The sequence below is a fragment of the Candidatus Accumulibacter sp. ACC007 genome (assembly GCF_907163205.1).
GTDB lineage: Bacteria > Pseudomonadota > Gammaproteobacteria > Burkholderiales > Rhodocyclaceae > Accumulibacter > Accumulibacter regalis.
This window is the reverse complement of sequence record NZ_CAJQUD010000007.1, coordinates 1-17,315: the sequence shown is the minus strand read 5'-3', so window position 1 is coordinate 17,315 and position 17,315 is coordinate 1. Positions and strand designations below refer to the sequence as shown.

The 17,315-nt window shown below is 63.3% G+C and carries 17 protein-coding genes; 5 read left to right on the top strand and 12 right to left on the bottom strand.

Annotated features, from left to right (window positions below; translation table 11 throughout):
- Nucleotides 1-17 precede the first annotated feature (17 nt).
- Nucleotides 18-2,186 carry a methylmalonyl-CoA mutase gene (scpA, locus tag QZ634_RS15780; RefSeq protein WP_291990001.1) on the bottom strand — a complete coding sequence of 723 codons (2,169 nt, stop codon included), beginning with the start codon at nt 2,184-2,186 and terminating at the stop codon, nt 18-20.
- A gap of 202 nt (nt 2,187-2,388) precedes the next feature.
- Here scpA and QZ634_RS15775 point away from each other — a divergent pair, with 202 nt between their 5' ends.
- Together QZ634_RS15775 and QZ634_RS15770 are read left to right on the top strand one after the other, a co-directional pair.
- On the top strand, nt 2,389-3,060 hold the full coding sequence (locus tag QZ634_RS15775; protein WP_043566177.1) for a GntR family transcriptional regulator: 672 nt from the start codon (nt 2,389-2,391) through the stop codon (nt 3,058-3,060).
- Nucleotides 3,057-3,836 carry an enoyl-CoA hydratase-related protein gene (locus QZ634_RS15770; protein WP_291989999.1) on the top strand — a complete coding sequence of 260 codons (780 nt, stop codon included), beginning with the start codon at nt 3,057-3,059 and terminating at the stop codon, nt 3,834-3,836. The genes QZ634_RS15775 and QZ634_RS15770 overlap by 4 nt, the downstream gene beginning before the upstream one ends.
- 9 nt (nt 3,837-3,845) lie before the next feature.
- Here QZ634_RS15770 and QZ634_RS15765 read toward each other — a convergent pair whose 3' ends face one another.
- From QZ634_RS15765 to QZ634_RS15750, 4 genes are all read right to left on the bottom strand, one after another.
- The gene (locus QZ634_RS15765) at nt 3,846-4,646 is read right to left on the bottom strand and encodes a sulfite exporter TauE/SafE family protein (RefSeq protein ID WP_291989997.1); all 801 of its coding nucleotides are present in this window, start codon (nt 4,644-4,646) and stop codon (nt 3,846-3,848) included.
- 106 nt (nt 4,647-4,752) lie between these two features.
- Nucleotides 4,753-5,649 carry a dTDP-4-dehydrorhamnose reductase gene (rfbD, locus tag QZ634_RS15760; RefSeq protein WP_291989995.1) on the bottom strand — a complete coding sequence of 299 codons (897 nt, stop codon included), beginning with the start codon at nt 5,647-5,649 and terminating at the stop codon, nt 4,753-4,755.
- Nucleotides 5,646-6,713, bottom strand: coding sequence for a dTDP-glucose 4,6-dehydratase (gene rfbB, locus QZ634_RS15755; RefSeq protein WP_291989992.1), 1,068 nt, complete (start codon nt 6,711-6,713; stop codon nt 5,646-5,648). The genes rfbD and rfbB overlap by 4 nt, the downstream gene beginning before the upstream one ends.
- Nucleotides 6,714-6,823: 110 nt before the next feature.
- Entirely contained in the window at nt 6,824-8,245 is a 1,422-nt protein-coding gene (locus QZ634_RS15750; RefSeq protein ID WP_291989990.1) for a mannose-1-phosphate guanylyltransferase/mannose-6-phosphate isomerase, read from the bottom strand.
- A 223-nt stretch (nt 8,246-8,468) separates the two neighbouring features.
- Between QZ634_RS15750 and waaC the strand changes: the two genes are divergently transcribed.
- Genes waaC through waaA form a run of 3 tightly spaced genes read left to right on the top strand, consistent with a single transcriptional unit; the run spans nt 8,469 to nt 10,710 of the window.
- Nucleotides 8,469-9,287, top strand: a complete 819-nt coding sequence (gene waaC, locus QZ634_RS15745; RefSeq protein ID WP_291989988.1) for a lipopolysaccharide heptosyltransferase I — start codon at nt 8,469-8,471, stop codon at nt 9,285-9,287.
- A complete protein-coding gene (locus QZ634_RS15740) occupies nt 9,278-9,421 on the top strand; it encodes a hypothetical protein (protein WP_291989986.1) in 144 nt (47 codons plus the stop codon). The genes waaC and QZ634_RS15740 overlap by 10 nt, the downstream gene beginning before the upstream one ends.
- Nucleotides 9,421-10,710 carry a lipid IV(A) 3-deoxy-D-manno-octulosonic acid transferase gene (gene waaA / locus QZ634_RS15735; protein WP_291989983.1) on the top strand — a complete coding sequence of 430 codons (1,290 nt, stop codon included), beginning with the start codon at nt 9,421-9,423 and terminating at the stop codon, nt 10,708-10,710. Before QZ634_RS15740 ends, waaA begins: the two co-directional genes overlap by 1 nt.
- On the opposite strand, the gene QZ634_RS15730 is transcribed toward waaA, so the two are convergent.
- The 7 genes from QZ634_RS15730 to QZ634_RS15700 form a co-directional block, all read right to left on the bottom strand.
- A complete protein-coding gene (locus QZ634_RS15730; protein WP_291989981.1) occupies nt 10,685-11,305 on the bottom strand; it encodes a TolC family protein in 621 nt (206 codons plus the stop codon). The two genes, waaA and QZ634_RS15730, sit on opposite strands and share 26 nt — an antisense overlap.
- A 174-nt stretch (nt 11,306-11,479) precedes the next feature.
- Nucleotides 11,480-11,923: a TolC family protein gene (locus tag QZ634_RS15725; protein ID WP_291989979.1), complete on the bottom strand. Its 444-nt coding sequence runs from the start codon at nt 11,921-11,923 to the stop codon at nt 11,480-11,482.
- 340 nt (nt 11,924-12,263) lie between these two features.
- The gene (locus tag QZ634_RS15720) at nt 12,264-12,434 is read right to left on the bottom strand and encodes a hypothetical protein (RefSeq protein ID WP_291989977.1); all 171 of its coding nucleotides are present in this window, start codon (nt 12,432-12,434) and stop codon (nt 12,264-12,266) included.
- A 15-nt stretch (nt 12,435-12,449) separates the two neighbouring features.
- A complete protein-coding gene (locus QZ634_RS15715) occupies nt 12,450-13,103 on the bottom strand; it encodes a protein-L-isoaspartate O-methyltransferase (protein ID WP_291990140.1) in 654 nt (217 codons plus the stop codon).
- A gap of 231 nt (nt 13,104-13,334) precedes the next feature.
- A complete protein-coding gene (rpsT, locus tag QZ634_RS15710; protein ID WP_043566151.1) occupies nt 13,335-13,601 on the bottom strand; it encodes a 30S ribosomal protein S20 in 267 nt (88 codons plus the stop codon).
- 190 nt (nt 13,602-13,791) lie between these two features.
- Nucleotides 13,792-14,286 carry a porin gene (locus tag QZ634_RS15705; protein ID WP_291989976.1) on the bottom strand — a complete coding sequence of 165 codons (495 nt, stop codon included), beginning with the start codon at nt 14,284-14,286 and terminating at the stop codon, nt 13,792-13,794.
- Nucleotides 14,283-14,579 carry a hypothetical protein gene (locus QZ634_RS15700; protein ID WP_291989975.1) on the bottom strand — a complete coding sequence of 99 codons (297 nt, stop codon included), beginning with the start codon at nt 14,577-14,579 and terminating at the stop codon, nt 14,283-14,285. Before QZ634_RS15700 ends, QZ634_RS15705 begins: the two co-directional genes overlap by 4 nt.
- Nucleotides 14,580-17,315: the final 2,736 nt, after the last annotated feature.

The following is a 17,315-nucleotide window of genomic DNA, read 5'->3' as shown; positions in this document are numbered from 1 at the left end:
GCAGTCGGTGGGCCGGTTCAGGCAGAAGCGCGGGCTTTGCGGATCTCGCTGAGGATGGTCATCGCCGAATCTTCGATACGCGTTCCCGGTCCGAAGATGGCCTTGGCGCCCGACTTGTACAGGAAGTCATAGTCCTGCGCCGGGATCACCCCGCCGGCGAAGACGATGATGTCGTCGGCGCCCTGATCCTTGAGCGCCTTGACCAGCGCCGGCAACAGCGTCTTGTGGCCGGCGGCGAGCGACGATACACCGACCGCATGCACGTCGTTTTCGATGGCCAGCCGCGCCGCTTCTTCCGGGGTCTGGAAGAGCGGGCCGACGTCGATGTCGAAGCCGAGGTCGGCAAAGGCGGTAGCCACCACCTTGGCGCCTCGGTCGTGGCCATCCTGACCGAGTTTGGCGACCATGATGCGCGGCCGCCGGCCTTCGTCGTCATTGAACTTGGCGATCTCGGCCTTCAGCGCTTCCCAGCTCGCGATGCCTTCGACGACCGCGCCGTAGACTCCGGAAACGGTCTGTTGGGTGGCACGGAAACGCCCGTAGATCTTTTCCAGGGCGTCGGAAACCTCGCCGACCGAAGCGCGCAGGCGCATCGCCTTGACGGCGAGGTCGAGCAGGTTGCCTTCCTTGGTCTCGGCGCAGCGCGTGAGGTCGGCAAGTGCGGCGTTGACCTTGTCGCTATCCCGACCGGCGCGGACGCTCTTCAGGCGGGCGATCTGCGAGTCGCGGACGGCGTTGTTGTCGATGTCGCGGATTTCGAGGTCGTCCTGCTTGGCTAGCTTGTACTTGTTGACGCCGACGATGACGTCCTTGCCGGAGTCGATACGCGCCTGCTTGTCGGCTGCGCAGCCCTCGATCTTCATCTTCGCCCAGCCGGATTCGACGGCGTGCGTCATGCCGCCCATGCTGTCGACTTCTTCGATGATTTTCCAGGCCTCGTCGGCGAGATCCTGGGTCAGTTTCTCCATCATGTACGAGCCGGCCCAGGGGTCGATGACGTTGGTGATGTGCGTCTCTTCCTGGATGACCAGCTGCGTGTTGCGGGCAATGCGTGACGAGAACTCGGTGGGCAGGGCGATCGCCTCGTCAAGGGCGTTGGTGTGCAGCGACTGCGTGCCGCCAAAAACGGCGGCCATGGCCTCGATGGTCGTGCGTACGACGTTGTTGTAGGGGTCCTGTTCGGTCAGCGACCAGCCGGAGGTCTGGCAGTGCGTACGCAACATGCTCGACTTGGGATTCTTCGGTTCGAACTCCTGCATGGCTTTCCACCACAGCAGGCGCGCGGCGCGCAGCTTGGCCACTTCCAGGTAGAAGTTCATGCCGATGGCAAAGAAGAACGAAAGCCGGCCGGCAAAGGCGTCGACGTCCAGGCCGGAAGCGATCGCCGTGCGCACGTAGTCGCGCCCGTCGGCAATGGTGAACGCCAGTTCGAGCGCCTGCGTCGCACCGGCTTCCTGCATGTGATAACCCGAAATGGAGATCGAGTTGAACTTCGGCATGTGCTGTGCGGTGTAGCCGATGATGTCGGAGATGATCTTCATCGACGGCTGCGGCGGGTAAATGTAGGTGTTGCGGACCATGAACTCCTTGAGGATGTCGTTCTGGATGGTCCCCGAGAGCTTGTCCTGCGGCACGCCCTGTTCTTCGGCGGCGACGATGTAGCCGGCAAGAATCGGCAGGACGGCACCGTTCATGGTCATCGATACCGAGATCTTCTCGAGCGGGATGCCGTCGAAGAGAATCTTCATGTCTTCGACCGAGTCGATTGCCACGCCAGCCTTGCCGACGTCACCGGTGACGCGCGGATGGTCGGAGTCGTAGCCACGGTGGGTGGCCAGGTCGAAGGCCACCGAGACGCCCTGGCCGCCGCCGGCCAGCGCCTTGCGGTAGAAGGCATTCGACGCTTCAGCGGTGGAGAAGCCGGCGTACTGGCGAATGGTCCATGGCCGGCCGGTATACATGGTGGCCTGCGGGCCGCGAACGAAGGGGGCGAGGCCGGGCAGCGTGTCGGTGTAGGGCAGGCCTTCCAGATCCTTGCTGGTATACAGCGGCTTGACGACCACTCCTTCAGGAGTGACCCAGTTCAGTGTGTCAAGCTCGGCACCGCGCAGCGCTTTGGCGGCTGCCTTTTTCCAGGCATCGAGGTTTGACGAATCAGCGGGTGCAGGATTGTTCGCGTTGGACATGACGGAACCTTTCACGGAATCAGAGGAATGGGGTGGGGCTCTCGCCCCCGACGACTCTAGGAATTATACCGACCAGGAGAGCCACAACGGCGGACAGATGACTGTAACGCTTGACACCCCGCCCGACGAATAATACTGTATCCATAATTATGAAAGCAAGGTCTCGCCTGAGACCCTGAACGAATCGGCAATAAAGAGATCGATGGATCCGAGTCAAATCGCCCAGACTGCCCTCTATCAGGAAGTCGCTGAACGACTACGGCAGAGAATCTTTGCGCATGAGTTGCTCCCGGGCGCAAGAATCGACGAGCAGGCGCTGGCGCTCGATTACGGGATCAGCCGGACGCCGCTGCGCGAGGCGCTGAAGGTGCTGGCCTCCGAAGGCCTGGTGACACTGCGGCCACGCCGTGGCTGCTTTGTTACCGAGGTCTCCGAGCAGGATCTCGATGACATCTTCCCCTTGATGGCCATGCTCGAAGGGCGTTGCGCCCTCGAAGCGACGACGCGGGCCCAGCCCGAAGACCTGGCCAGGCTCGATGCGCTGCACGGGCAACTGGAACAGTTCGCCGAGAGCAACGAGATCGCGCGTTTCTTCGAGGCCAATCAGGCGTTTCACTACCAGATCCAGGAAATGTCCGGCAACCGCAGATTGCGCCAGGTGATCCAGGACCTGCGCAAGGTGCTCAAACTGACGCGCCTGTTTTCACTGAGCATTGACGGCCGCCTGCAGCAGTCGCTCGTCGAACACGCGGCCATCCTGGCGGCGATCAAGGCCGGCGACGCGGCGGGCGCGCAAGCGGCGATGCACGATCACATTCTGGCCGGACGCCAGGCACTGGCCAGGAGCCACGTCGCTCAAGAACTGGCGACATGAGCGGGCGTGTTCTGTGCACGCGCGCGGAAAATGTGGCCACGGTCACCCTCTCCAATCCGGGCAAGCTCAACGCCATCGACTTCGCCATGTGGCAGAGCCTGGCCGAGATCGTCGCCGAACTGTCGGGCGACGATCAGCTGCGCTGCGTCATCGTCCGCGGCGATGGTGATCAGGCTTTCGCCGCCGGTGGCGACATCGAAGAGTTTCTCAGCCGGCGAGACACGGTGGACCGGGCGATGGCCTACCACGCGCAAGCGGGAGCCGCCTTGCAGGCTTTGGCCGACTGTCGTCAGCCGACGATCGCGTTGCTGCAGGGGGCGTGTATCGGTGGCGGGCTGGAGATTGCCGCGCAGTGCGACCTGCGCATCTGCGCGCAGTCGTCGCGTTTCGGCGCACCGATCAACAGGCTCGGTTTTTCCATGTATCCCGCCGAAATGGCGAGTCTTCTTCGTCTGGCTGGGCCGGCATGCCTGCTCGAAATCCTGCTCGAAGGGCGTATCCTCGGCGCCGCGGAAGCGCTGAGCAAAGGCCTCGTCACCCGCGTCGTTGCCGATGCCGACGTCGTCGACGAGGCCTACGCCAGCGCCGGTCGAATTTGCGCCGGTGCACCGCTGGTTGCCCGTTGGCACAAGCAGTGGCTACGCCGGTTGCAGCAGGGTGGTCCGCTCAGCGACGAGGAACTGCGCGCCTCGTTCGCTTTTCTCGATAGCGACGATTATCGTGAAGGCCTGGCGGCATTCATGGAAAAGCGCAAGCCGCAATTCACCGGCCGCTGATCGCCGCCATCAGGCGAACAGACCCCACATCATCTTCCCGGCAAGGACGATCAGGATGCCGGCGAAAAGACGCTTCAGGGTGGCCACCGGCAGGCGGTGGGCGAGTCTCGCGCCGAGTGGCGCAATCAGCATGCTCGACGGCACCAGCCAGACGAAAGCCGGCAGGTGGACGTAGCCGAGGCTCCACGGCGGCAGATCGGTCTGTCCCCAGCCGTTGAAAATGTAACCCAGAGAACCGCCAAAGGCGATCGGAAAGCCGATTGCCGCGGATGTCCCGATGGCATGCTGAACACGGACATTGCACCAGGTCAGGAAAGGGACGGTGAGCGATCCGCCGCCGATGGCGACCAGCGCCGAGACCGCGCCGATGCCGCTGCCGACGGCGAAGACACCGCCGAAGCCGGGCAGCTCGCGCGCCGCTTTCGGCTTCAGGTTGAGGATCATCTGCGCAGCGACCAGGCAGACGAAAACGGTGAAGAAGAGGGCCAGCGGCCTCGACGGTACGCTGCCGGCGAAGAAGGTGCCAAGCAGGGTGCCGAGCAGAATCCCCGGGGTGATCTGGAAGACGATTTTCCAGAGCACGGCGCCATGCTGATGGTGGGCGCGCAGGCTGGCCAGCGAGGTAAACAGGATCGTGGCCATCGACGTGCCGAGCGCCAGATGGAGGACCTCGTTGGCCGGAAATCCAGCCTGCGCGGCGAACATCATGGTCAGTGTCGGGACCATCACCAGTCCGCCGCCGATGCCGAGCATGCCGGCGAAGAAGCCGGTGAACAATCCGAGCGCGATGTATGCGAGCCACCAGAGCAAGGCAGACTCCCTTCAGGTCAACAACCGACTGTGCCAAGACGACCTATCATCCCACGAATCGGGTGCCGCACCGCGTCTGCCCGCGGGCGATGGCGGTGATGCGCTCCTACTTTTCGAGGATTTCGGCCAGCATGCGGTCGACGCCGACCCGCCAATCGGGCAGGCATAGATCGAACGTCGTCTGCAGCTTGCGCGTCTCCAGGCGCGAGTTCAGCGGTCGCGGCGCGGGCAGGGGGTAGGCGCTGCTCGGCACCGCCTCGATGGCCGACGGGGCGACGCGGAGGCTCTCGCCGGCCTGGCCGGCGAACTCGACGACGTGTCGCGCGTAGCCGTGCCAGCTGGTCTCGCCACCGGCTGCCAGATGATAGAGTCCCGCCAGCTGCGGCTGTGGCCGAACGCTGCGCAGCGCCAGTGCGGTGACGTCGGCGAGCAGTTCGGCGCCGGTTGGCGCACCTATCTGGTCGGCGATGACCTGCAGCCGGTCGCGCTCGCCGGCCAGGCGCAGCATGGTGCGGGCAAAGTTGTTGCCACGCGCGGCGTAGACCCAACTGGTGCGAAAGATCAGGTGTTTGTCGCAAGCGGCGACCGCCTGTTCGCCCGCGAGTTTGCTTTGTCCGTAGACGCTCAGTGGGGCGGTCGCGTCGTTTTCCTGCCAGGGCCTCTCGCCGCTGCCGTCAAAGACGTAGTCGGTCGAGTAGTGCACCAGCCAGGCGCCGAGGCGGCTGGCTTCCTCGGCCAGCACGCCGGGCGCCAGCGCGTTGAGCGTTCTGGCCAGCGCGGGTTCCGCTTCGGCCTTGTCCACCGCCGTGTGCGCGGCCGCATTGACGATGACGTCGGGAGCGACTGCGCGCACGCAGGCCGCCAGGCCGTCGAGCTTGGTGAAATCGCCGCACAGCTGACCATCGCCTTCGCGATCGAGGGCGACGATAGTCCCGAGCGGCGCCAGGCTGCGCTGCAATTCCCAGCCGACCTGTCCGCGCTTGCCGAAGAGCAGGATCCTCATTTCTCGCGTTCGCCGTAGTTCTTTTCGACCCAGTCGCGGTAGCTTCCGGACTGTACGTTGTGCACCCATTGCTGGTTTTCGAGGTACCAGAGCACGGTCTTGCGAATGCCGGTGGCGAAGGTTTCTGCCGGTTTCCAGCCGAGCTCGTTCTCGATCTTGCGCGCGTCGATGGCGTAGCGGCGGTCGTGACCCGGCCGGTCGGCGACGGTGGTGATCTGCTCGCGATAGGGCTGGCCGTCGGCGCGCGGACGAAGTTCGTCGAGCAGTTGGCAGACGGTGTGCACGATGTCGAGGTTGGGTTGCTCGTTCCAGCCGCCGACGTTGTAGGTTTCGCCCGGGCGACCGGCTTCGAGCACGCGGCGGATGGCCGTGCAGTGATCCTTGACGTACAGCCAGTCGCGGATCTGCTGGCCGTCGCCATAGACCGGCAGGGCTTTTCCGGCGAGGGCGTTGACGATCATCAGCGGGATCAGCTTTTCCGGGAAATGGTAGGGACCGTAGTTGTTCGAGCAGTTGGTGGTCAGCACCGGCAGCCCGTAGGTGTGGTGGTAGGCGCGCACGAGATGGTCGCTGGCCGCCTTGCTTGCCGAGTACGGGCTGTTCGGCTCGTAGGCGTGCGTCTCGCTGAAAGCCGCTTCGTCGCTGCGCAATGAGCCATACACTTCGTCGGTCGACACGTGCAGGAAGCGGAAGCCCTGCCTGGCCGGGTCCGCCAGTGTGCCCCAATAGGCGCGCGTCGCTTCGAGGAGATGGAAGCTGCCGACGATGTTGGTCTGGATGAAGTCCTCGGGGCCATGGATCGAGCGATCGACGTGTGACTCGGCGGCAAAGTTCACGATCGCGCGCGGCTGGTATTGCGCCAGGAGGCTGGCGGTGAGCTGGCTGTCGCCGATGTCACCGTGCACGAAGATGTGCCGCGGGTCGCCGGCCAGCGTCGCGAGGTTCTCGCGATTGCCGGCGTAGGTGAGCTTGTCGAGGTTGATCAGCGCCTCGTCGCTTTGTGCCAGCCAGTCGAGGACGAAGTTTGCGCCGATGAAGCCGGCGCCGCCGGTGACCAGAATCATGTACAGGTCCTTTCAGAGGGAGGGTAAACGGGAGAAGCGGTGTCGGCGCAGTCAGGCGCAGGCATCGGGTACAGCCCGCCAGCCGGGACGCGCGGCCTACCGCTTTCGAGTCAGCGACCGTAGCTGTCCTGCAGACGGACGATATCGTCCTCGCCAAGATAGCTGCCGGACTGGACCTCGATCATCTCGAGGTCGATCTTGCCGGGGTTTTCCAGACGATGGACGACGCCGAGCGGGATATAGGTCGATTGGTTTTCGGACAGCAACAGGGTTTCGTCGCCGCGCACGATAAGCGCCGTTCCCTTGACGACCACCCAGTGCTCGGCACGGTGATGATGCTTCTGCAGACTGAGGCTGGCGCCAGCTTTCACCAGGATACGCTTGACCTGATAGCGCGGCGCATGCGCCAGCCCTTCGTAGCTGCCCCAGGGGCGATGAACGATGTGCCTGAGTTCGGTTTCACTGCGCGCCGAGCGCTTCAGCTCCTCGACCACCGCCTTGACTTCCTGCGCTTTTGACTTGTCGGCGACAAGTACGGCGTCGGGAGTGGCGACGACGATCAGTTCGCTGACCCCGACGGTGGCCAGCAATTGCCCTTCGGAGAGGAGAATCGAATTGCGGGTGTCGATACTCAGCACGTCACCGCGTTGTGTGTTGCCGTTGCCGTCGGCCTGGCCCAGCGCCGCCATCGCGTCCCAGGCGCCGATGTCGTTCCAGCCGACATCGAGTGGAATGACCACGCCACGGTCGGTCTTTTCCATCACCGCGTAGTCGATCGACTTCGAGGGGCTGGCGACGAAAGCGGCGTGATCGAGGCGTACGAAGTCGAGGTCGCAGCGGTCGCTGGCGACAGCCGCCGTGACACACTCGCGGATTTCCGGCGCGTAGCGCTCGAGGGCGTCGAGGTAGCTGTCGGCGCGGAAGAGGAACATGCCGCTGTTCCAGAAGTAGTCGCCGGAATCGAGGTAGCGCTGCGCGGTTTCGCCGTCGGGCTTCTCGACGAAGCGATCGAGCGCATAACCGCCGGCCACGGCCTCGCCGCGACGGATGTAGCCGTAACCTGTTTCGGGACGGTCAGGGACGACGCCAAAAGTGACCAGGGCGCCGGCGTCGGCGTGTGGAATCGCTGCCCTGACCGCGTCCTGGAAAGCGGCCACGTTGGCGATGACATGGTCCGAGGGCAGCACCAGGAGCAGTGGCGGGTCCTGCTGCGTGCCGGTACCGATGGCGTGCACCGCGGCCGCGGCGACTGCCGGTGCGGTGTTGCGTGTGGCCGGTTCGAGGAGAATGTCGGCTTTCTGGCCGATCTCGAAGAACTGCTCGGCGACCAGGAAGCGATGGTTCTCGTTGGCGACGGCAATCGCGCCGCCGAGTCCGGCGATACCGTCGAGGCGGCGCACGGTGTTCTGCAGCAGCGAGAAGTCGTCGACCAGGCGGAGAAACTGCTTCGGGTAGTGCGTTCGTGACAGCGGCCACAGACGGGTGCCCGAGCCTCCACAGAGGATTACCGGGCGGATCACAGAGGTGTTCATTTTCAGCGTCTCCAGTTGCTGCAGGCTTGCCGCCAAGGGATTTGGGAGGCAGCATTATAGCGCTGCCGCGTTTTGCCCCTCGCGGGCGGCGGCGAGGAGTGTAGGCGAGTGCCGGCAAGCGCTGGCCGACAGGGGCGGCCGGCAAGGCGGCTGGCGGCGCGCGCCATCTTCTATAATGCACTCTTCCCGCTTGCCGCCCCTTTTCCCCTGAACTGGCCCACCGATGCGCATCCTACTGGTAAAAACCTCGTCGCTCGGTGACGTAATCCACAACTTGCCAGTCGTCAGTGATCTGCGCCATAGCTTCCCCGAAGCGTCGATCGACTGGTGCGTCGAAGAATCGTTCGCCGACATTGCGCGGCTGCATCCGGCGGTCGACGAGGTCATCCCGGTGGCCATCAGGCGCTGGCGAAAGAATCTCTCGCGGCTGGTGACCTGGCGCGAAGTGCGCGCTTTTCGCGCCCGCATCGTTTCCCGGACTTACGACGCCGTACTCGACACCCAAGGCTTGCTGAAAAGCGCGCTGATTGCCCGCCAGGCAAGCGGCAGGCGCTACGGCTACGCCGCCGAATCGGCGCGTGAGCCGCTTGCAGCGCGCTTCTACGATGAAACCTTTGTCATCCCGCGCAACGTGCACGCGGTCGAACGCAACCGCTGGCTGGCCGCCGCGGCTTTCGACTATCCGGTCGACCTGGTGCTCGACTACGGTATTTCGGCACCGGCCATCGATGGCGCTGGTCCTGCGCGGGGTCGGTCGGTCATCCTGCTGACGGCGACCAGTCGCGACGACAAGCTGTGGGACGAGGCGAACTGGTGCGTGCTTGGTCGCGCCTTGCTGGAGCGTGGGCTGACGCCGGTTCTTCCGGCTGGCAGTGCGCTCGAGCGGCAGCGGGCCGAGCGTATCGCCGCCGCCCTGGACGGGGCCATCGTGCCGCCACCCCTGTCGCTGCCGCAGGTCGCCGTCCTGATCGCGCGGGCAGACCTGACGATCGTGTCGATACCGGCCTGGCGCACCTTGCGGCTGCCTTGCGCGTGCCGGTGATTGCCCTCTACGTCGCTACCGATCCGGCCTTGACCGGCGTCTACGGCAGCGGTTTCGTGCGCAACCTCGGTCGTAGCGGCGCGCCGCCGTCGACCGGCGAGGTGCTGAGGGTTGCCGAGCAGGCGCTGCGTTGATGGCGCGTCTGGCCCTTCTCGCCTATTCGCTGCTCTTCTACCTGGCGCTGCCGCTGGTCTGGCTGCGGCTGCTCTGGCGCGCCCGCCGCCAGCCGGCGTATGTGCAACATCTTGGCGAGCGCCATGGTTTCTATCCGCCGCTGGCGGCCCGGCAGCGGCCGCTGCTCTGGCTGCACGCCGTTTCGGTGGGTGAGACGCGCGCCGCCGCACCGCTGATCGACGCGCTGCTGGCTGCCTATCCGGACCATGACCTGCTGCTCACCCATATGACGCCGACCGGCCGGGAAACCGGCAGCGAGTTGCTGGCGACACATCCCGGGCGGCTGCAACAGGCCTACCTGCCGTACGACTTGCCGGACGCCTGCGGGCGGTTTCTCGATCATTTTCGGCCGCGCGTCGGATTGCTGATGGAAACCGAGCTGTGGCCAAACCTGATCGACGTGGCGCGCCGGCGGCGCGTGCCGATGGCGCTGATCAACGCGCGCCTGTCGGCGCGCTCCTTGCGCGGCTACCAGCGGCTGAGCCGCCTGATCCGACCGACGCTGGCGTCGCTGAGTGCGGTCGCCGCGCAAACGAAGGCCGACGGCGAACGCCTGCAGCACCTGGGTGCTCGCCAGCCGAGCGTCTGCGGCAATCTGAAATTCGACGTCACGCCGCCGGCGGACAAGCTGCAGCTTGGCGCGCACTGGCGGCAAGCCGTTGGCCAGCGGCCGGTGTGGTTGTTGGCCAGCAGCCGGGAAGGGGAGGAGGCGCTGCTGCTCGACGCCCTGGCAGCGGTGGGCGTTGCCGACCTCCTGCTGGTCCTCGTCCCTCGCCACCCGCAGCGTTTTGCCGAGGTCGCCGCGCTGCTTGCCGCCCGCAAGTTGGCTTTCCGCCAGCGAAGCTCAGCGCAACTGCCAGGCAGCGAGACCCGCGTCTGGCTGGGCGACAGCATGGGTGAAATGGCCGCCTACTACGCCTTGGCGGATCTGGCCTTGATGGGGGGCACGGTGCTGCCGTTTGGCGGACAGAACCTGATCGAGGCCGCGGCCTGTGGCTGTCCGCTGCTCTTGGGTCCGCACAGCTTCAACTTCGCCCAGGCCAGTGACGATGCCGTGGCCTGTGGCGCTGCGCGGCGAATCGTCGACGCCGGCCAGGCGGCGCTGGTGGCCGGCGAACTGTTTGCCCAGCCGGCGGAACTGCTGACCATGCGCGCTGCGGCGACGGCGTTCAGTCAGGCGCATCGCGGCGCCACGGCGCGTACCGTGGCGCTGATCGAGACGCTTACGGGGCCTCGAAAAGGCTGTTGATCTTCTCCAGGTCGGCTTCGCCGAGCGCGCCGACGGCGGCTTTCAGGCGGAGCTGGGCGAGCAGGGTGTCGAAAACGCGCCTTGGCCAGGTCGCGGCGGGTGACATAGACCTGATTCTCGGCGTTGAGGGACAGTCGATGTTGATGCGTACGCCGACCTCGTAACCAAGCCGGTTCGATTCCAGCGAGCTGAGGCCGGAAACCAGCGCGGCTTCCAGCGCCTGGACGCCGGCGAGGCCGTTGACCACCCCCAGGTAGGATTGACGTGCGTTGAGCGTCGAGCTGCGTCTGGCATTGTCGAGCGCAGCCTGTTCGGCGTCGCGCCTGGCGATCGCTTCGCGGGTCCTTCGAGTTGACCGAGCCACCCTGAATATGGGGATATTGAGCTGCAGACCCACCTGGCGGGTGGTGTTGTCGATCGAGCCGACACCAAACTGGCCGGGACCGTTGTTCTGGTTGACGTTGGCGACCATGTCCAGCGTCGGGTAGTGCCCCGCCTTGCTCACCTCGACAGCCTTGGCCGCCGCTTCGCTGGCCGCCTGCTGCGCCTGGACGACAAAGCTATCGTTCTCGGCAGCGCTGACCCATTGTTCCATGTTTTGCCGGTTGTGGCGGCTGCATGACGGCTTTCGGCTTGAGCCGATTCAGCTCGCCGACGTCCTTGCCGGTGAGCACGCTCAGCGCATAGCGCTTTACCGCGCAGTTCGCTGTCGGCAGCAACCTCCTGCGCGGTGGCCAGTCGTAGCGCGACTGTGATTCGTAGGTGTCGGTCACCGTGCGATGCCGACCTCGAAGTTCTTCTTTCGCCTGCGCAAGTTGCTGCGCGATCGCTGTCTTGATTGGCCTGCACGGCGCGCAGGTTCTCGACCGCGAAGAGGGACGTCGAAGTAGGCCTGCGCGACACGCAGGACCAGATCCTGGCCCGCCTGGGCGAAAGTGGCTTCGCTCTGCATGACCAGCAGCTTCGACTGGTCGTATTGAACGAAATTCTGCCAGCGGAACAGCGGCTGCGTCAGGTTGACCCCGTAACTGTTGCTGTTGTACTTGTTCCGATACGAGTCGCTGAGGGTGGTTAACCTTGGACCTTGTAGGTGGTGTCGTTCCAGAAGGGTGTTGCCGGTCGCCGCAATCGTCGGCAACAATCCGGCCAGCGCTTGCGGCTCCTTTTCGCGCCCCGGCAGCAGCGCTGGCGCGCGCGGCAGCGTACTGCGCATCGTAGGTCAGGGCATCACGATAGACCTGCAGGAGGTCGGCGGCGAACGCGGGAGCTGCAGAGAAAAAGTGCGGCCAGGAGGAGGCCAAACTTCCTGGGGGCCAAACTTCCGGGCGCCGGGTTTCACGGACATGTTTTTTCGAACTCGCTTTCAATATTTGTGCATCGCCGGATCGACGTCATTCGCCCACGCGTCGACACCCGCCGCTGAGGTTGTAGATCGAAGTGAAGCCCCTGCCGCTCGAGACAAGGGCCGCCAACCTGCCGGCTACGCAAGCCGTGATGGCAGATGACGACGATGTCGGCATCGCGCTCGAGCTCGTCAATGCGCGACCGGTACGCTATGCATGGGCAGGAGGAGTGAGGTCGGCAAGGTGGCAAAGCTCGAACTCCCAGGGCTCGCGGACATCGAGCAGCAGTGGTCGCCGGCGTGCTGGCGACCCGCCACTGCCGCCCGCCGAGGTGCTTGCCGTCAACCATTCCTTCAGCTGGGTCGCCGAGAGCTGCTGCATCTGGTCTCGGAAGCGTCAGAAAACGAAGCGCTGGCGCGGCTTTGCCGTGCGCAGCGGCGCGACGATGGTTTCGAAAAGATTGATCGTGTTGAAGGCCTTCTCGTCGGTGCGCGTCGTCAGGCGGGCCTGCATCACCGGTCGCTCACCGATGAACGCTGCCAGACGGCCACCGATCTTCAACTGCTGCAGGAAGGCTTCGGGCAACTCGGGCAACGAGCCGGAGACGACGATCACGTCGTAGGGTCCCTGCGTCGGCCACGCCTCGGACGCGTCGCCGGTTTCAACGCTGACGTTGGCCACTCCCGCCTGCTCCAGGTTGGCCCTGGCGGTTTCGGCGAGCAGCGGATCGATCTCGACGCTATAGACATACTCGGCCTTGGTCGCCAGAAGGGCGGCCATATGGCCGCTGCCGGTACCGACCTCGAGCACGATGTCGGCGTTCTTGACGGCCACTTCCTGGAGAATGCGCGCCTCGATCTTGGGTTGCAGCATGGTCTGGCCATTGCCGATCGGCAGCTCGATGTCGGCAAAGGCCAGCATCTGGTAGGCGGCCGGTACGAACTGTTCGCGCTTCACCGCGTCAAGAACCGCCAGCACTTCCGGATCGAGCACCTCCCAAGGGCGGATTTGCTGCTCGATCATGTTGAAGCGAGCCTGTTCCATATCCATCTTCACCGCTGTCATGGCATTCCTCATCAATATAGCCATATTAGCACGATCTAATATGCGATCTTCAGCGAAATTATACCCTGCTATCTGACCAGGGTCTTGCCTCGGCTGCCGTGGCGCGGTTCGGCGCTCCTGCAGGCCGTGCCGAAGTGCTCACCGTTGGTCGCAGGGCGAAAAAAAAAGCGGCACCCTGAGGTGCCGCTGTCGCTGCTTATCGAGCCCTGTCCGGGCTTAGGCGCCGAGAACCTTGATCTGGGCCGAGAGGCGGCTCTTCTGGCGAGCGGCCTTGTTCTTGTGAATGATGTTCTTGTCGGCGATACGATCAATCACCGCGACTGATTCCTGAAAAATGCTTTGGGCAGCAGCTTTGTCGCCTGCCACGATCGCCTTCTGAACGCGCTTCACGGCGGTCCGCAGCGTCGAGCGCAGGCCGGCGTTGTGGATGCGTTGCTTGACGCCTTGGCGGGCTCGTTTGCGAGCTTGTGCGCTATTGGCCATGAATATTCGTTCCTATGAAAGCGGTTGGTTGCAGCGAAAGGCGAGGATTGTACAGGGGCAGGCCAAGGGAAGCAAGCGCCCGTCGGTCGGGGTGTGGCTTTTTTGCTCGTCGCGATAATCGGGAATCCGGCGGGCGAGAAAAAAAACGGGCGCCAGGCGCCCGTTTTTTCTGCCATCAAGAGACGGCAACTCAGAAGCTATGCACGAGGCCGCCACCGACCGTGTAGTTGCTTTCGCCTGGCGCGCCAATCAGGCCCGGGGTGATGATCGCCTGCCCGGGAATGGAGTGATTGTCGTTGTTAAAGTAGCTGTACGCTGCGTACACCGCGGTGCGCTTCGAGAGCGGGTAGGTGTACATGGTGCCTGCGCCCCAGCTATCGCCGTCGGGGGCGTTCTTCTTGTCAAGTGACAGTTTGCCGTAGCTGAAAGCCAGCGTGCCGGGACCAACGGGCGCATTTACGCCGAGGGTCCAGAGCTTGCTGTCGTCGATGCCATTGACCAGGAAACCAGCATTGTTGTCGAGTGACTGATAGCTGGCAAAAGCTTTGACAACCTTGAAGTCGTAGCTACCGCCAACGTACCATTCGTTTATGCTCTTGCCGCTACCCGGTGCCTCAACCGGAGGCGGGGGCGGGATTGGCAGGACGACATTGGTGCGCGACTGGTAGACCAAGTCGACGTTCACCGGCCGTTGGCGTAGTTGACGCCGAGGCCAGCCTTGCCGTTGTCCGAGGTGCTGGCGTTGTTGTAGCCGCCGAGATTGCTCTCTCCGAAGCCGTAGATGGCGCTAACGGTGAAGCCCGAGTAGCTGTTGCTGGTATAGTGACCGAGTTGTCGAAGCGGGCCGGGCTGTTCGGCGTGATCGTCATTCCGGACAGGGCGCTTGAGGCTGGATTGTAATGGCCATGTCGGTTGCGGTCGAGAGCGTCGTTGCGGGAAGGTCTGCTTTTGTGAAGCAGGCGAGTACTGGCGGCACAAGGGCGCAGGTAACCGAGCTTGTCGCAGGAGAGGACGACGAACCTGCGGACGGGCGTTGACGAGAACCGTCGGACGCCGTGGTTACAGATGCCGTAGTTAACGTCGCATTTGTTCAGCGCCGTACTCCAGCGTGAATACGCACTTGAGCCGTACATAGCGCTTCTTCGTCCCTTGAAGCGAGGACGCGGAAAGGCGGCGATTCCCGAGGGCGATGCCGCGAAGGATTCGTACCCCAGCAGGGAACGGCGATACCCGAACGTAAAGCACCGTAACCGCCGGCATAGACCGACAGCCGTTAGATGGGACGTTGGTCTGGGCAAAGCGCAAGCAGCTGGAAGCCCGGCTGGCAACGGGCCAGCGCGAGAGTTTCTTTTGCATATCAGTAATCTCCGGTGTGTTTCATCAATTGGACTGTTCCGCTTTGCTGCACTCGAACTATGACTGCTGTGACTGACGGAGCGCTGAGAAATGCTGGACAGAGTTGGCAAATGTTAGGGAGGTGGGCAGCGCGACAAGCGTTCGATTGGTGCGAAAGGAGTACTTGTTGTGTTTCCTGCCAACAGCCCCTTTGCGGGCGGGCATGGCGATGCCATTGGGAATATTACAACCCGGGGGAGTGGGTGGGCCGAGTGGGTGTCGCGCGCTCCACCTCTCCCCACGGCAGAAAAAACACCCCCACCGCCCGACCCTCCCCCCGAGGCCGCGATACCAGTGGCGCGGGCTCTATACGCCCCTACGCAGGGCTACCCGCACATGGGTGATGAACGCAAAAAAAAAACGGGCCGCAGTATAGCGCCCCGTCTGACCTTACTAGCTGATCCCGGTGGAATCCAAGGTGCTGCGCACACCAGACAGGAAGGTGTTGTTGTCTTAGTTCACCGCACAACACCGACGCCGGCCACTGGCGCGCTTGACGCTGCTTGCGTGTCGTGGAGGTCAGAAGTAAAGCGTACAGGGTGGTGCGCTGGACATGGCTGTCGTCCAACCCAGGTGCGCGCCCAGATTGGCCTGTTGTTGTCCTTAAACAGCTTTCGCGCCCATTTTTCGGGGAGCGCGGCCCCATATACCAGCCCAGATTGCCTAGCGAGACATTCTATCGACGGATGTTGATCGCGGCCATGACCGGTGACGACCTGCGCTCAAAAATGTCAGATCGCTGTTGTGAGATTGCCAGCGTGGTATTGGTGAGCGGGTTCTGTCATTCTGATTGCCATGCCACGAAACCATGACCGACGACCTTAAAGGCGCATAGGAGCCGACGGTGTATACCTCGTAATGTATTTTTCCGTCACCGGTGCCGGAGAAGTTCGCACCAAAGCTGGAAAAAGGAACCGTTATAGTCATAGACTTTCTGATGCGTTGGTAACAAGACCAGGGCGCTGTTCAGTGGCCCATTGGAATAGTTGCCCCAAAGCGAACATTGCCGTTTTTTGTCGGGTGGTGTGTTGTTTTGTCCTTGCTGTTGAACATTTTATCCATTTGACGGGGAGCGGTTCACAACCAAAACTGGAGTTGGCCTTGGGGGGAAGCGCTCCAGTTCGGCGTAAGGTGTAGGTGGCAGCGTTTATTCCAGCGGGCAAGCTGCACGGCGTTGATGGTGTTGTGCGGCGTTAGTGGTCAGGAAAGCAGTCGGCGCGAAGGGGGCCAGCCAACAAGGGGCGGTATTGACCGTGGCTGTAGACCGGGAGCATATTGACGGGACCAGCGATGCGCCCAACCCCCCCCAGCCTCCCCTACAGCGCTCTGTCGCCTTTGGGCCGACGAAATGCTGACGGGAATCAAAGAAGCTCCCAGGTAACAGGCGGCACGATAACACACCGTTTGCCGTCGATTCCCGCCCGAGGAGTATTCCGAAGGGCCCCGACCCAACCACGACCGCCATTGAGGCCGTTGACGAGGGCTCCTCGCCTTGACTTGAAGCCAATACGCGAACCGCATCAGCACGGCGGATGGATGCCGCTGAAGGTGTTAGTTGCCGCCGTCTGGTCGCCGTTCTGGAGTCGTCCTTGCCCGTCGCCTGCCAAGAGCTATAAACGTAGGCCGGCGTCCAAGCCAACACCGTAAGACCCCCCCCCCGGTGACGAGTGGGTAGGGCAAAAACAGCAGCGGCACCGAGGACCGGCGTGGCAACGGCCAGTGCGATAGTTTCTTTTTGCACTGGTTGAATTCTCTAGTGTTTGAGATCAATGAATCCAACGTGCCTTCATCCAAGAAAGAAACCCCGTGGGCTCTCGTCAGTAAAGACGAGGAAGTTTGAAGTGATTGTGGCCAACCGGCCGCCAAGCGCGGGCAAGTTCCACGAGCGTTTAGTGGCTTGTTGGCGAACATAGGTTGGGGTTTTTGCAAAAAAGCCCCTGCTACAATTCAATGCGATGACCGGTTCGCACGAGACCCTCTCATACGGGTCTTGTGGGACTGGTTTTAGGGCGAGACCCGGTACGGTCGACAAAAGCGGCGACGGGCTTGTGTTGTCTAGGACCTTATTTCCAAAAAATAATGGCGACCCGAGGAGCCTTCATTCGACGGGTCGCAGCGAGCATGAAGGCTCACCGACAAGAAAGGCATTGACGGACGTGGTCGCGCATAGGGAGGCGTCGTGCGGGCCAAGGATGGAACTTTCGGTTGAACCACGAAGCGAATACTAGAGGGGTCATGGAGGTGACAGGAAAGGAATCGAAGAGCGGATACTCGTTGCAGGCATGCCCTCGAAGCTGCGCAGGTTTGCGGTGTTGATGA

Coding starts and splice junctions, on each gene's coding strand:
- scpA (WP_291990001.1), bottom strand. CDS start 2,186: ATGTCCAACGCGAACAATCCTGCACCCGCTGATTCGTCAAACCTCGAT.
- QZ634_RS15775 (WP_043566177.1), top strand. CDS start 2,389: ATGGATCCGAGTCAAATCGCCCAGACTGCCCTCTATCAGGAAGTCGCT.
- QZ634_RS15770 (WP_291989999.1), top strand. CDS start 3,057: ATGAGCGGGCGTGTTCTGTGCACGCGCGCGGAAAATGTGGCCACGGTC.
- rfbD (WP_291989995.1), bottom strand. CDS start 5,649: ATGAGGATCCTGCTCTTCGGCAAGCGCGGACAGGTCGGCTGGGAATTG.
- rfbB (WP_291989992.1), bottom strand. CDS start 6,713: ATGATTCTGGTCACCGGCGGCGCCGGCTTCATCGGCGCAAACTTCGTC.
- QZ634_RS15750 (WP_291989990.1), bottom strand. CDS start 8,245: ATGAACACCTCTGTGATCCGCCCGGTAATCCTCTGTGGAGGCTCGGGC.
- waaC (WP_291989988.1), top strand. CDS start 8,469: ATGCGCATCCTACTGGTAAAAACCTCGTCGCTCGGTGACGTAATCCAC.
- waaA (WP_291989983.1), top strand. CDS start 9,421: ATGGCGCGTCTGGCCCTTCTCGCCTATTCGCTGCTCTTCTACCTGGCG.
- QZ634_RS15730 (WP_291989981.1), bottom strand. CDS start 11,305: ATGGAACAATGGGTCAGCGCTGCCGAGAACGATAGCTTTGTCGTCCAG.
- QZ634_RS15725 (WP_291989979.1), bottom strand. CDS start 11,923: ATGCGCAGTACGCTGCCGCGCGCGCCAGCGCTGCTGCCGGGGCGCGAA.
- QZ634_RS15720 (WP_291989977.1), bottom strand. CDS start 12,434: ATGCAGCAGCTCTCGGCGACCCAGCTGAAGGAATGGTTGACGGCAAGC.
- QZ634_RS15715 (WP_291990140.1), bottom strand. CDS start 13,103: ATGGATATGGAACAGGCTCGCTTCAACATGATCGAGCAGCAAATCCGC.
- rpsT (WP_043566151.1), bottom strand. CDS start 13,601: ATGGCCAATAGCGCACAAGCTCGCAAACGAGCCCGCCAAGGCGTCAAG.